This window comes from Pseudomonas sp. GW821-FHT12A04, assembly GCF_058807755.1.
In genome coordinates this window covers 212985-226924 of sequence record NZ_JBXAQZ010000003.1, presented here as the reverse complement: position 1 = coordinate 226924, position 13940 = coordinate 212985, and the positions used below count along the sequence as shown (strand labels likewise).

At 56.0% G+C, this 13940-nt stretch carries 13 protein-coding genes and 2 pseudogenes; 5 read left to right on the top strand and 10 right to left on the bottom strand.

Annotation, left to right across the window (positions count from 1 at the left end; genetic code table 11):
* Positions 1-57 precede the first annotated feature (57 nt).
* Positions 58-1566, bottom strand: a complete 1509-nt coding sequence (gene pdxR, locus AC1RS8_RS06425; protein ID WP_407515454.1) for a MocR-like pyridoxine biosynthesis transcription factor PdxR — start codon at positions 1564-1566, stop codon at positions 58-60.
* Between the two features lie 267 nt (positions 1567-1833).
* Between pdxR and AC1RS8_RS06420 the strand changes: the two genes are divergently transcribed.
* Positions 1834-3957, top strand: a complete 2124-nt coding sequence (locus tag AC1RS8_RS06420) for a TonB-dependent receptor (protein ID WP_159389902.1) — start codon at positions 1834-1836, stop codon at positions 3955-3957.
* 114 nt (positions 3958-4071) lie between these two features.
* On the opposite strand, the gene AC1RS8_RS06415 is transcribed toward AC1RS8_RS06420, so the two are convergent.
* From AC1RS8_RS06415 to AC1RS8_RS06375, 9 genes and pseudogenes are all read right to left on the bottom strand, one after another.
* On the bottom strand, positions 4072-4524 hold the full coding sequence (locus AC1RS8_RS06415; protein ID WP_489340585.1) for a thiol-disulfide oxidoreductase DCC family protein: 453 nt from the start codon (positions 4522-4524) through the stop codon (positions 4072-4074).
* A gap of 111 nt (positions 4525-4635) precedes the next feature.
* Complete coding sequence (locus AC1RS8_RS06410) at positions 4636-4842, bottom strand: co-regulatory protein PtrA N-terminal domain-containing protein (RefSeq protein WP_057714876.1); 207 nt, start codon at positions 4840-4842, stop codon at positions 4636-4638.
* Positions 4843-4915: 73 nt separating this feature from the next.
* Positions 4916-5569: a hypothetical protein gene (locus AC1RS8_RS06405; protein WP_154909023.1), complete on the bottom strand. Its 654-nt coding sequence runs from the start codon at positions 5567-5569 to the stop codon at positions 4916-4918.
* A gap of 277 nt (positions 5570-5846) precedes the next feature.
* Positions 5847-6125, bottom strand: a complete 279-nt coding sequence (locus AC1RS8_RS06400; RefSeq protein ID WP_102669614.1) for a DUF2790 domain-containing protein — start codon at positions 6123-6125, stop codon at positions 5847-5849.
* Between the two features lie 312 nt (positions 6126-6437).
* Positions 6438-6773, bottom strand: a complete 336-nt coding sequence (locus tag AC1RS8_RS06395) for a hypothetical protein (protein WP_489340586.1) — start codon at positions 6771-6773, stop codon at positions 6438-6440.
* Between the two features lie 169 nt (positions 6774-6942).
* Positions 6943-7917, bottom strand: a pseudogene (locus tag AC1RS8_RS06390) (methyl-accepting chemotaxis protein); the annotation flags it as partial.
* A 288-nt stretch (positions 7918-8205) separates the two neighbouring features.
* Positions 8206-8508, bottom strand: a pseudogene (locus tag AC1RS8_RS06385) (PAS domain-containing protein); the annotation flags it as partial.
* Positions 8509-8723: 215 nt separating this feature from the next.
* Positions 8724-9260, bottom strand: a complete 537-nt coding sequence (locus tag AC1RS8_RS06380; RefSeq protein WP_090455142.1) for a P-loop NTPase family protein — start codon at positions 9258-9260, stop codon at positions 8724-8726.
* Positions 9261-9374: 114 nt separating this feature from the next.
* Positions 9375-10712, bottom strand: coding sequence for an MFS transporter (locus AC1RS8_RS06375; RefSeq protein ID WP_489340587.1), 1338 nt, complete (start codon positions 10710-10712; stop codon positions 9375-9377).
* A 264-nt stretch (positions 10713-10976) separates the two neighbouring features.
* Between AC1RS8_RS06375 and AC1RS8_RS06370 the strand changes: the two genes are divergently transcribed.
* The 4 genes from AC1RS8_RS06370 to AC1RS8_RS06355 all read left to right on the top strand — a co-directional run bounded on the left by AC1RS8_RS06370 (position 10977) and on the right by AC1RS8_RS06355 (position 13882).
* On the top strand, positions 10977-11507 hold the full coding sequence (locus AC1RS8_RS06370; protein WP_493162477.1) for a nucleotidyltransferase family protein: 531 nt from the start codon (positions 10977-10979) through the stop codon (positions 11505-11507).
* Between the two features lie 57 nt (positions 11508-11564).
* Positions 11565-11726 carry a DUF2986 domain-containing protein gene (locus AC1RS8_RS06365; RefSeq protein ID WP_090455146.1) on the top strand — a complete coding sequence of 54 codons (162 nt, stop codon included), beginning with the start codon at positions 11565-11567 and terminating at the stop codon, positions 11724-11726.
* Positions 11727-12152: 426 nt separating this feature from the next.
* Positions 12153-12839, top strand: coding sequence for a GntR family transcriptional regulator (locus AC1RS8_RS06360; protein ID WP_057714869.1), 687 nt, complete (start codon positions 12153-12155; stop codon positions 12837-12839).
* A 194-nt stretch (positions 12840-13033) separates the two neighbouring features.
* Positions 13034-13882 carry a glycine betaine ABC transporter substrate-binding protein gene (locus AC1RS8_RS06355; protein ID WP_154909029.1) on the top strand — a complete coding sequence of 283 codons (849 nt, stop codon included), beginning with the start codon at positions 13034-13036 and terminating at the stop codon, positions 13880-13882.
* The last annotated feature ends 58 nt before the right edge of the window (positions 13883-13940 follow it).

Below are 13940 nucleotides of genomic sequence, written 5' to 3'. Positions count from 1 at the left end.
GTCAGGAACTCTCGATAGATCCATTATCAGTTAAATCATAAGACCACTTGCCTTGGGTCAGGTGGCCGGATGCAGGTAGCCCATTTTGTCCAGGGCCTGGGCCAGTGCTTCGACGCGCGCCTGGGCCTGGTCCTCGGGGGTGCTGGCAAAGCCGATCAACAGCGCCGGTGGCAAGACATGTTCGACGCAGTAGTCACTCAGGGGATAGGTATGAATGTCATGCTGGCCGAGTTCCCTGGCCAGGGCATCGTCATCGAGATGCGCGGGTAACCAGGCGATCAGGTGCATGCCGGCTTCCACTGGCGTGATTCTGAAGAAAGAGCCCAGCCGTTTCTGCAGTTGTTCGACCAGTGCCTGCTGTCGAGCCTGGTACAGGGCTCGCATTCGACGGATATGGCCGAGAAAGTGGCCTTCGCGCATGAAGTCCGCCGTGGCGGCCTGTAGCAGCGTGGGCGGGCTGCGATCCATGACCGCCCGCAGGGTGCAGAAGGGTTCGATCAAGGCGTTCGGCAGTATCACGTAACCCAGTCGCAGCGAGGGGAAGAGCACTTTGCTGAAGGTTCCGGCGTAGATGACCCGGGCCCATTGGTCCATGGCATAGAGTGCCGGCAGGGGGCGACCGTTGTAGCGAAATTCACTGTCGCAGTCGTCCTCGATGATCCAGCTTTGATTCTGGGCAGCCCAGTCGATGAGTTCCTGGCGTCGCCCATAACTCATGGTGACGCCCAAGGGATGCTGACGGGAAGGTGTGGTAAACACCAGGCGGGCGTCAGGACACAAAGCCAGGCCTTGCCGGACATCGATCCCCTGTTCGTCGATACGCAACGGCACGACCTGACCACCTTGGGCCTGGAGCGCAATCCGCGCCGCGATATGCCCCGGATCTTCCATCCAGAAACTGTCCTGCGGATTGAGCAACAGCATGCCCAGCAGGTTGAAGGCTTGCTGGGCGCCGGACACGATGACCACCTGATCGGCAGTGCAATCGATGCCACGGGCATCGAAGACGTACTCGGCAATCGCCTCGCGCAGGGCCAGCAATCCCTGCAGTTCGCCATAACCGAGCATGGCCTTGGTCGGCTTGTGCAGGTGGCGGTTCAACAGCCGCTTCCAGACCGATTGCGGGAATGCATCGTAGGCGCTGTGGCTGGGCAGGAACGAGGTCGGGCTGCCGGTCGCCCAGTCGGCATAGGAAACGCCGCGAAAATGATCGCTGCGCAACGACAGCATGGACTGGCTCAAGTCGGACAGGCGAGGGGGCTGGCGCTTGTATTCATCGTCTTCAATACCGCGGCTTTCCCATTCATGGCCGACATAGGTCCCGGCCCCGGTCCTCGACGTCAGAAAACCTTCGGCAATCAGTTGATCGAACGCATTGAGAATGCTGATTCGCGACAGCTGCAGTTCCTTGCTCAGGGTCCGGGTGGAGGGCAGGCGCACGCCACCCTGAATCCTGCCACTGAGGATCTGTTTGCGAATCTGCAAGTAGAGTTGGCGGTACAAGGGGATGGAACTGGCACGGTCCAGCTCGATACCTGACAACAGCAAACCTGCGGAGGATTTCATTTTTGGTTCGTCTGGATGAAGTGTGGTTTGACCTGAATTGCCGTCAGGCACCCGGGGGCGAAAGGGTATCGAGGGGGGCTGGATAAGTCATCCACCACAGCGTCAGCGTCACAATAATATGGCTGCCGAGTACGGCAGTGCACTAACGCTTCTGTCGACCGCCCATGAAATTGAGACGATCGTTCTGAGTTGCATATAGGAATGATATGTATTTACTTACAAAAGATAATCGTTATTATTCGCGCGATAATTCAAACAAAGGTGTCCATGGTGGCTCGATCGCGCATTTACCCAGCCTCTCTGTCGTTGCTGGGTGTTCTGGTTGTACCTGAATTACAGGCAGAAACGGAGTCTGCTCTAACCCTACCGGCAACCGCTGTGAACAGTGAGTACAGCGAGCAGAGCTACATGTCGACCGAGAGCAGGAGCGCGCTGAAGATCGACGCCCCTCTACGAGATATCCCGCAAACCGTCAATGTGATTCCCCAGAGCGTCATCAAGGATCAGGGGGCGCGGTCGATGGAGGACGTGCTGAAGAACGTCCCTGGTATCGGCCTGTCCAATGGTGACGGTCAGCGCGATCAGGTCACCATCCGTGGTTTCAGTGCCATTGGCGACATGTATGTCGACGGCATTCGCGACGATGCGCTGTACTTCCGGGATCTGTCCAACGTCGAGCGGGTGGAAGTGATCAAGGGGCCGGCTGCGGTGCTCTATGGCCGAGGCTCTTCGGGGGGGCTGATCAACAGCATCAGCAAGACACCCAACTTCGCACCCAAGCAGGAGGTCGGCGTCAGCGTCGACAGCGAGGGCGAAAAACGCACTCAGTTCGATGCCGGCTGGGCCGATCAGCAGCAGGGCAATAAAGCCTTTCGTGTGACAGGCGCGCTGGAGAACAGTGACACCTTCCGGGATGACGGCTACACCGACCGCAAGGCCATCGCGCCTTCGGCCTACTTCAAGCTCTCGGATGATCTGGAACTGGACCTGGGTGCTACCTATCTGTATGACAAGCGCCTGATTGACTTCGGCATCCCGGCACGAGGCGACCGACCGGTCGATGTGGACCGCGACAAGCGCTTCGGTGCCGCCGACCCGGATGATGACTACACCCGTAGCGAAGTGTTCTCGTTCACGGCGGGTGTCGACTACCGGATCAACGACGATTTCAGCCTGAGCAATACCAGTCGTTACTACCACTACGACCTGGATCGCAACAACACACTCGCTGACTCCAGCCCGACACGTTTCGTCACTGCTCCCAATGGTGAACTGCTGGTAAAACTCAACCGCGGCAACGTGCAGCGCAAGGAGGACGGGTGGTTCAACCAGACCGAACTCAAGCAGCGCGCCGTGCTTGCCGGGATGAACCATAACCTGCTCTATGGTGTGGAGTTGGGGCGCCAGGTGAAGGACCAGTCCGTATTCAGCCAATCCAATGTGGCCCGGGTGCCGGTGTACCGCGATGCCTTGGTCGACGTGCCGTTCCAGGCCAACCGGCAAACCGCCAAGGGTACCAACACCCAGGACACCGCCGGCTTCTACGTACAGGACCTGATCGAACTGGCGCCACAGTGGAAGGCACTGCTGGGTGTGCGTTACGACGTGTTCGACCAGGAGTACGCCGATGACCTGACGCACAGCGAGCTGTCCCGCACCGATACGACCTGGAGCCCGCGAGTCGGTCTGGTCTACCAGCCTGATCAAGTGCAGTCCTATTACGTCTCGGTGAGCCGCTCCTACCAACCCTCCGCCGAGATGTTCGCCCTGAGTACGACGAACCAGGATCTTGAACCAGAGGAAACCACCAACTTCGAGATTGGCGGCAAGTGGGACCTGCTCGACAATCGCCTGGCGTTGACCGCGGCGCTGTTCCGCCTGGAACGCACCAATATGAAAACCAGCGATCCGGCGAACCCGACCAAACTGGTGCTTGCCGGTGAGCAGCGCACCGACGGCCTTGAGCTGACCGCCAGCGGGCAGTTGAGTGACAAATGGCAGGTCTATGCCGGTTACGCCTTTCTGGATGCCGAAATCACCAAGTCCAACAGCTTTACCAACGGGGTCGCCAACGAAGGGCAGGTGCCCACTCTGACGCCGCGCCACAGCGCCAACCTGTGGTTGGTGCGTTCGCTGACGCAAACCTGGCGTGTGGGCATGGGGGCCAACTATGTCGATGATCGCTATACCGCGCTGGATAACAATGTGGTCATGCCGGCTTACACAACCGTGGACGCCGCACTGCTGTACAACGAGCCGAAATGGGACATGGCCCTGCGTCTGCGCAACGTTTTCGACAAGGACTATTACGCTTCGGCGCATGGCTCAGTGGATCTGATCACACCCGGTGCCCCACGGACGCTGGAACTGAGCACCAACTATCGCTTCTGAGTACAGACCTGAAGAACAGACGCCCGGCATTGTCGGGCGTTTGTTTGAGGGGATTGTCTCCTGAAGCGATAGCCGGTTACTCAGGGGCGTTCCGGTTAATGCGCGTGAAGCCGTTCATAGGGGCGCTTTCAAAAAGCGCTGTTCATGATCAGGATCCGGCAACAGGCATGTGTCGTATTTCCCGAAGAGCCGATAACGATTAAGCGCAATGCGGTCGTATGCCCAATCCAGAAGCGTGCGAGGAAAGATGCGCAACAGAAGCACGGGGTGCCAGCGTGCGGGCAACTGGGCAATGACTTCGAAATATGCTTGCGAACGCTCCCAGTAGTGTCGGTCGCGGATCACCGCCATGGTGTGGAACTGATCCACGGGCAAACCTGCCCATGCGAGCAGCGCCTGCCCCTCGGGTGACTGAACCGCCGCCAACCGCACGCGCCGCTGGCGGTCATGGCGAATCAAGAATCTCACCCAGCCATTGCATAGCTTGCAGACACCGTCGAACAAAACCACCGTCTCTCCTGGTTTGAGCAACGGCGCGGGTGAGGGGCGGGTTTGCGAGGCTGGCATAAGCGTGGGTCCAAGGGATCTCGGTTAAACCGGCGCTAGCAGCACCTTGGATGCTGCTGGCGAGGCTTGAGGCTGCACATTTCTGTCAGCCGGGGGGACAGGCTACATCGATCAGCTGTTGGTGTGATTGGCAGCCTTGGCTTTGCTTTCAGCGACAGCGGCTTCAGCCTTCTGTTTCTGTGCAACCTGGAAGGCCTCCATCGAGACTTTTCGGGCCGACTCCATGCGATTGAACGTCTTGTCACCACCACCTGTGGCCATCGCCAGAGAAGAAGCGGTCAGAGCGGCGATTACGAAAAGGGCTTTCATGGATTTCATTTGGGTATCCTCAAGTGACATTTTACGAACTGCTAAAAATGGGTTTTATTGGCTAAAGCTGGACTTCCTTGTCTCACCATCCAGCCAGGGCGGCGTTTCCTGGTGACCAGGTGCCTTGCTCCCTACGCGCCTCGGTGTCTCTGCTTTTTGCCCAGGTAGTGAGCAGTACCATCGCTCCGAAACCACCGACGATGAGTACCGGATAGGCTGCCAGCAACTCCACCAGCGAATACTTCCAGGCCAGCGGACGACCAACACCCAGCATGGCGGCATAGAACCACGACACGCCAGAGAGGGCGCCGGAGAACAGCGCTAGCATGCGCAAGCTGAAGGAGAGTTTGAGTAACGAACCGGCTTTTTTCAGCGCCGGCAATACAGCGCTATGCAACAGGAAACCGTTAAAGGTCAACAGCACAACTATGCCGATTTTGGCTTGCAATTTTGGATTGAGGAAATATTCCATCCCCTTGCCGGCATAATCGATCCCGACAATACCAATGCCCGTAATCCAAAGCGCTACAAGTGCAAGCACTACGGTTTTTTGAAGGCTTTCCATGTGCGCGTCATCGTGGTGGCCTGACGCATCTCCCTTCAGGAGTTGCTTGACCATTGCAATGTCACTGGTCAAGACCAGCCCGATTGCTACGCAGCAGGCGATAAGATGAAAATATACAACGCCTAAACGCACATATTCCACGGTGGACGAAGAGAACATACTAAGTTCCATGGTGACCTCTTGGTTTCAATAGTGAATCAACTTGGCTCTATGCACGGTTTGATTGGAATTTACCGTTGCTGACTGCCATTTAGATCCAGCAATTGTTATCAATTAATCTTGCGACATTAAGCCACCAAGATAAAAGTGAGTTTCTCGAATGAACTTTTTAGTCATTCGATCATGTCCATTTTCAAGTAACAAAAAACCTCAATCGCACTGAGTGCCTGGGAGGTTTAACTTCCGCTTCTGGGGGGCGGTGAGGCCCGGAATCCGATCGACGAGCGGATCAGGCAATGCTGGTGGGGCTGGCAGGGCTTGCACCCCATTCGAGGAAACGGATCTTGTGAAGCTCACCCTGGCTGTCCAGGTAGACCACAGTCACTGGTACTACGCCGGTCTTGTCGGATGTATCGGTGCGCTGCAGTACCTGTTTCACATCGATGTCCATACCGTAGTGATAATCGACGGCTGAAACATGCGCGCCGGGTTCTTGCAGGTTGTTCTGGTCAAAGACACTGGGTGCGAGACTGGAAATCACGGCACTGACAATTGTGGCCATGCTCATAAGGCTATACCTCCACTGAAGTTCGCTTGACGGGGACCTAATGTGACACGTTGAGTAAGTGAAGTTCACCTTGCCGCGACGAACGTGCCTGCCTGAAAAGCCTGTAGTGGCTGCAAACTCCCGGCAATTCCCCACGCTTGACGCCTCTCGACCATTCGTCCTTTTAACCCCGTATTTGTTGACCAAAGTCCGTTTTTTAACGATGTCATAACATGTCATGATGGATTTTCATGCTGGGTGAATCAGTGATTTGTTGCCTGATGCCAAAGGCAAAAAAGCCCGCTCAATGGCGGGCTTCGTAATCGGCTTTTCCTATAGAGCGTCGCCAAAACCCTTACGGAATTCGTCTTCAAGCTTCTGACAAGTTTCTACGATTATGCTTTTCCCGACTGCAGGGCCGGAGTAGCTGTTTACTTCCTGGCGGCATAGTTCGACGGCATTTCGGGCCTGCATCATTTCCTTGTCTTGCGACCTGTTACTGACAGCAGAGCCGAAAGCCAGGTACAAGGTGATGGCGATAATGGCTCCGATGAGGACCTTGCTGACAGGGCCCATTCTCTTTACTGACGGTAGTGGCCGCCCAGGCGGGATTTGTATTTTCTGCCTGAGGTCGGATTGGCAGTGCTTGCATAGAATGGCTTCAGCCATGATGACTTCCGCGCAATATGGGCAACTCATTTTTCCAGCCTCCACAGATGAAACTCCTTTTTCAAAACAGGATTCTATCATTGGGACTGGGGGCGTTGAGGGACGCGTCGCTGTTTTCCACTGAGGCTGCCTGTTGTCCGGATGCAAGATGGTCAACAGGCACTGATGGCTATCGGCTGAAACGTTCGGCCAGGCTGTGCAGATAATCGGCCATGACTTCCAGATCCTGGCTGATCGCCGCGCCTTGCTTGGCCTGCCCGGCACTGTGGTCGCACAGTTGGGCAATCCGGGTGATCTGCTGATTGATATCTTCAGCCACGTGACTTTGTTCTTCAGACGCCGAGGCCATCTGCTGGCTCATGCCGGTTATCCGGGTGACGGCCTGGCTGATGCCGACCAACGCCGACTGCACCGCCTCGACACTTTGCATGCTTTCGCGGGAAATCTGCTCGCCACGATTGGCCGTTGATACGGCGCGATCGGCACCGACATACAGTGAAGCGATGATGCCGTGGATCTGTTCGGTGGAGGTGCGGGTGCGTTGTGCAAGGGAGCGCACCTCGTCGGCAACCACGGCAAAACCGCGACCTTGCTCACCTGCCCGGGCCGCCTCGATGGCCGCATTGAGCGCCAGCAGGTTGGTCTGTTCGGCAATGGAAGTGATGACATCTACGACACTGCCGATCGATTGCGTTTCGCTCGCCAATGCATCGACCGCCTGGCCAATCTCGTTGACCGCCTCATGCATGGTTTTCATGGCGCTCAGGCTTTGCCGGGCCAACTCACTACCGTCACGGGTCAACTGGTCAGCCTCCGACGCGGCATGTGCGGTGCTGATGACGTTTTGCGTGACTTCCTGAATGGTGGCGGCCATCTGTGAAATGGCGGCGGCAGACTGATCGGTTTCACTGCGCTGACGATCAAGCGACTGTGCCTGGGAACCTGAGAGTTCGGATGATTGCGCCGCCTTGGCCTTGACATTAACCCCGGCATCGACGAGCCGGCTCAGGGCTGTCTGCAGGCGCGCTTCCTCACTGACCATGGCCATGTCCAGTTGCCCCTGGGGGCCGTGGTTATCGCTGTAGGTGAGGGCGACCAACGGATCGGAAAAGGCTTTCGGATGCTCGGCCAGGGTACGCTCGATGGCCTTGCGATTTCGGGACTCGATCAAGTACCAGGCAACTCCAAGGCTCGCGATCAGGACCCCTTGTGCCGCGGTTGTCGATAGCCACTGACTACCCAGCAGTGAAACCCCGCCAGCCATCAATAATGGCCATCCCTGTCGCAGTGGCCGGAAAATCCGAGCGCTGCGCGCAATGATCGGCTTGCCGGCCCGCATCCTGGAATAGAGCGCTGATGCCCGGCGGACCTGGTCGCGGCTGGGCACCGAGCGGACCGACTCGTAACCACTCATGCGTCCGTTTTCATAGATGGGCGTGACGTAGGCACTGACCCAATAGAAATCACCATTCTTCGAGCGGTTTTTCACAATACCCATCCAGGGTTTGCCTTGCTTGATGGTGTGCCACATATGCACGAATACCCCGGGTGGCATATCGGGGTGTCGAACCAGGTTATGGGTCTGACCCACCAGTTCGTCGTAGGTGAAACCGCTGATGGCAACAAAGGCGTCGTTGCAGTAAGTGATCCGGCTATCCAGATCGGTCGTGGAGATCAATCGCTGTTCGGTGGGGAAAACTCTTTCATGCTCGGTTACGGGTAAATTCACACGCATACAATGCGACCCCTCGGATTATTATTATGTTGAGCATATAAATCAGAAATGCGCCCAGGCATTGCGCCAGCCGGGCCAGGTGTCAGATCGGGGGATTCAACGCGCGGGCCCGAAGAGAAATTTATGGACGGGGGAGGCTATCGACCATTCATTCGACGACAATTTCTTTTCATTTCATGACAAAACGGCGATATCAATGTGAAGTCATGCGCCCTCTATACAGGACAGGTGCCTGGCATTGCGGGCAAGCCATGGAGAAAGGCGGCAATCTGTTGGCTATTGCACAAATGCACCACAGGAATCCGCGGGCCTGTGGTCAGGCGCACCGCCTCGATACCGGGGCGATAACCCTGATCGAAATTCCACACAAAGTTCAGAAAGGTCAGGAACGCCCGGTCGAGCTTCTCTGGGCAACCGGCTGCAAGGTCAGGGCGAGGGCGCTTGCTGACGCTGCGCATGATCACTCGGGCGAAGCAGGTCAGGCGCGGCGTATCGAGCCAGATGATCAGGTCGGCCCGGGGCAGGCGAAGGTCAAAGGTGCGCCGGGCATAGTTGCCTTCACAAATCCAGGTATCCGCTGCGATCGCGGCGCTGACCCGCGCGCGGAATTGCTCCGCGTCGGGTTCTATCCAGCCGGGCTCCCAGAACAAGGTATCGAGGTGCACCACGGGCAGGCCCAGACGCTTGCCAAGGGCGCGGGCGAGGGTGGATTTGCCGCTACCGGCATTGCCTAGAATTACAATCCGTTGCATGAGTGACGTCCTGTCGCGAAAAAAGCCGGCAATTGTGCAGGGTTTTGACGGCCAGTCAACGGCCGCTTAGGGAAACCTCGCTCACGTGACGCCTGGCAGGCTCGTTTCGTGTTTTCAGGCGGATGCGCCCACGCCCTCGGCTTTCTCCTGCGCCGCAACATCATGCAGGGAAATCCTTGAAGTCTCCGGTAATGCCAGCCCGCCCGCCAATGCGAGCAATGCAATCGCAATCAGATAGAACGCTGGCGACAGGTTGCTGCCGGTGGTGCTGATCAGCCACGTTGCGACCAGCGGCGCGGTGCCGCCGAAAAGGGTGTACGCCATGTTGTAGGTGATCGCCGAGGCGGTGTACCGAGTGCGGGTAGGGAAGGTTTCCGAGAGCAAGGCTGCGGTTACCACGCCACACAACACCGCGCCAATCGCCAGGAGCATGACGCCGACGATGGACGCGGCGAACGAGCCGGAGCTGGCCATCAGGAACGATGGATACACGACCACGATCAACAGCGCGCATGCGGTCATCACTGTGACTCGACGTCCGACCCGGTCCGAATACAGCCCGGCCAGTGGGCAGATCGCCGTAGCGAACAGCAATGCAATCAGTGACACCAGCAAGGCTGTTGCGCGACTCAGGCCTCCGGCGACTTGCAGGTAGGTCGCGAAGTAGGTGGTGAACATATAAAACGAAAGTGCCGTGAGTGACACAAAAGCGCCCAGGCAACAGATCGCCGCACCATGGTTGCGCAAGGTTTCCTTGAGTGGAGAATGTGCGACAGCATGTTCCTGAGTCACCGCCTGGAATGCCGGTGTCTCATCGAGCTTCCAGCGCAGGTAAAGACCCACCAGGCCCAGGGGCGCGGCAATCAGGAACGGCAGGCGCCAACCCCAGCTCCCCATAGCTTCGGCCGACAATGACGCCTCGAGCGCGTAGGCCACCACGGCGGCCGCGGCGAAGGCGGAAAATGTCGACACCGGAATGAAGCTGCCGTACCAGGCGCGCTTGTCACTCGGCGCATGTTCCATCAGGTAGGCACAGGCACCTGCGTATTCTCCGCCGGCGGAAAAGCCCTGGGCGCAACGGATCAGGGACAGAAGAATCGGCGCCATGACCCCGATTGCCGCATAAGTGGGCAGCAGGCCGATCAAGGTCGTTGCTCCGGCCATCAGCAGGATGGTCATCGCGAGGGTGCGCTTGCGGCCGATCCTGTCGCCCAGCATGCCGAAGAAAATCCCTCCAAGAGGCCGAAACGCAAAGGCCACGGCGAATACCGCAAAGGTCTTGAGCAGCGCGGCACTGGCATCGCCGCTGGGGAAGAATTGCTGGGCGATGGTCGTGGCCAAAAAGCCATACACGGCAAAGTCGAACCACTCGACGAAATTGCCGATGCCGGCAGCCACAATCACTCTTCTCAGTGTTTGTGGGCTGACTTGTTCCGTAGTTGCGTTCGTCATGCTTGACCTCGACAGTTCGTCAGTAAGCTATCGATTATCGGGGCAGGCACTGAGGTGGTTCACTTCAAAAGTGTCACCCACATAGTCAGTACCGACTTCAGGCTATTGAATCAGGCATGATTCGCGCCAGATTGGCCGAGGGAGAGAAAAGGGCGACTTTTTTGCAAATTTGAACAGCGTTGAGGGTATTGTCGGTCGCAGGGATTAGATCAATCAGAAGGGATGAAGATGACATTGACTGTCGAAAGCCTGGTCAGGATCGCAATGACCAATCCGGTAAACGCAGAAATTTCCGCTCGTTTGCCGGAGCTCGGTTTGAACCAGTGCATGCTCACGGCCGGTTGTTTGTTCCAGGCCGTCTGGAATCAACAGGCACAGCGACCGCCAGAGTGGGGCGTGAAGGATTACGACGTCTTTTACTTCGATGATGACCTGTCATGGGAAGCTGAGAATGAGGTCATCGAATCAGGTCAGCGTCTGTTCCAGGACCTGGACGTGAACATTGAGATCAAGAATCAGGCCCGCGTCCACCTGTGGTACCGCCAGCGCTTTGGTGGGGATTATCCAAGGCTTCAGTCGGCTAAAGACGGGATAGATCGCTACCTGATTGCCGGCACCTGCATTGGCCTGGATATCGAAACGGGTGAGGTCTATGCGCCCAACGGCCTGGCCGACACCGAGCACGGGCTACTTCGAATCAACCCAAAGAATCTCAAGCCAGAGCTGTTCGATCAGAAGGCGAGAAGTTATCAGGCTCGCTGGCCCTGGCTCAGGATCGTGGAGCCGCAAAGTTGAATCGGCTAAATGTCTCAAGCTGATATCATTCAAGAATTACAGGCTGAGTAGAACAACATGAACCGTCAAAAGAAACTAAAGCAACTGTTCAAGGCTAAGGCCAAAAAGGCCAGTGCCAAACTGGCACCGAAGAGCAAGCCTAAATACATTTGTAAAGCGGACCGATTGAAGCTGGCGGCAGAAACCACTGACGAGTCAACGATCGCCTCTGAGAGCTGATTCAGGTCGGACCGCGTAGACGTGGTCGACCCCTTCCTTCAAGTCGAAGCCGCTTCGCGGCTTTGAATGACCAGATCCCCCTCGCTACATTTCTCGAACATTGCCCTGTTTGTCATATCGGCAGCATGTCGTTTGCGGTCTTGAAAATGGCGCCGTCGGACATCCGACCCGGCCAGGTGCCCGATCCCGAGGCCGAAGGGCCGTTCAATTTGCGACAGGTTACATTTCTGTTAACGACCCTATGATTTCGGTTTGAAATTTTATCTATTTGATTTGTAAGGAAATAATCTGTTTTCTATGCGTGTTCTTACAGTATTTTCTGTGTATACATAAAAAATACAAATCATTGACGACACCCGAAACCCGTGCGAATCTGAATTCAACAACAAGCCGTAACCGCTGATTTGACTGCCTCGGGAGGTCATTGTGAAAAACGGCAAGAGCACTCTTTATGACGACCTCAAGCGTCAGATCCTCACGATGGAGCTCGATCCTGACGAGGCGCTGGATGAGGTTGCCATCAGCGAACGGTACGGGCTTTCGAGAACCCCGGTACGGGAAGTATTTCGACGTCTTGCCGGTGAGGGGTACATCGATATCAGGGAGAACCGCGGTGCCCGGGTGATTCCCATGAACCACTCGACACTGCGAAATTTTTTCCTGGTGGCTCCCATGGTGTACGCCGCGATAGGTCGCCTGGCTGTTCAGAATTTCAAGGCTCAGCAGCTGGTTGACCTGAAGGAAACGCAACGCCGTTTCCGTGCTGCGACGGTGTCCCGTGATGCCCTGATGATGGTGGTGGAAAACAATCGATTCCACGCAATCATGGGTGAAATGTCGGGCAATCAGTACCTTGAGCCCAGCCTCGAAAGACTGCTGATTGATCACGCACGGATTGGTCATACATTTTTCCGCCCTCGCGATGAGGACATGGAACAACGGCTACAGCTTTCCGCAGAGCACCACGATTCTTTTATTGAAGCCATTGAGCGTCGTGACGAGAGCGCTGTAGTTGACCTGGTCTTTGAGCATTGGGAGCTCTCCCGCGAGAACATGGAAATGTTTATCGCGCCCAATGGAATGAAGGCAGACCTGCCAACTCCATTTAAATAATACCGGTCCTCGCTTAATTGGCATGAGGATCGATACGAGTTGATGTCGCAGAAACGGCGGCATTGAATATCAATCCGGATACGGATTGATAGGCAGCAACAACTGAAACAGATGGTGAGCTTATAGCTGTGCACCACGGGCCTCTATTGTTTAGAGACTAATATAAAAAGTATTAACGTAGATCGAGGAACGCCATGAAGAAGATTTGGAAGGCAGTCTGCGCGGTCGCGATGATGGGCATGGTAATGCTGCCTGTTCACGCGGAAGAAAAAACAATCACCATGGGCACGTTGACCTGGGAAGACTTGACCCCCATTACCGGTATTACCAAAAAGGTGCTTGAGGATTCCGGTTATAGCGTAAAAGTCATCGAGTTTTCCGAGTGGGGTATTGCTTATGCCGCTCTGACCAAAGGTGATATCCAGGTACTTGCCTCACAAACCGACTACGCGGCGAATGACTACTGGAACAAAAACAAGAACCGCCTGGAAAAACTATCCCCGGTTTCCTATGGCCTTTACCAGGCGATCGCCGTACCTAAATACGTCGACATCGACTCAATCGAACAACTCAATGACAACGCCGAGAAATTCGGCAACAAGATCATCGGTATCGAACCAGGTTCGGGCTTGATGAATGACGCGAGCAAGGCGGTCAAGGACTACGGCATCAAGTTGCAACTGCTCGAAGGCAGTACCGCTGCCATGACAGCCGCATTGAAATCGGCAGTCGATCGTAAAGAGTGGGTTGCCGTTACTGTTTGGGAGCCTTCATGGATGGCGCAGAAGTTCGACCTGAAGTTCCTCAAGGATCCAAAGGGTGTGTTCCCACCGCCACAAGGTTACTACTGGATTGGCCACAAGGATTTCTCAAAGGAAAACCCACGTGCACGTGAGGTAATGGCCAGCGTATACGTGCCGATTTCAGATATCACGGCAATAAACGGTGAAGTAAAGGACGGCAAGACCATGGAGCAAGCCATTCAAGGCTGGACTGATGGGCACGCTGACCTGTTGAAGCGCTGGGAAAACATAAAGAAATAACGAGCATCTTTTTAAACGCCACTGCCGCCCTTTGATTCATTAGAAAAACCAGAAAAAC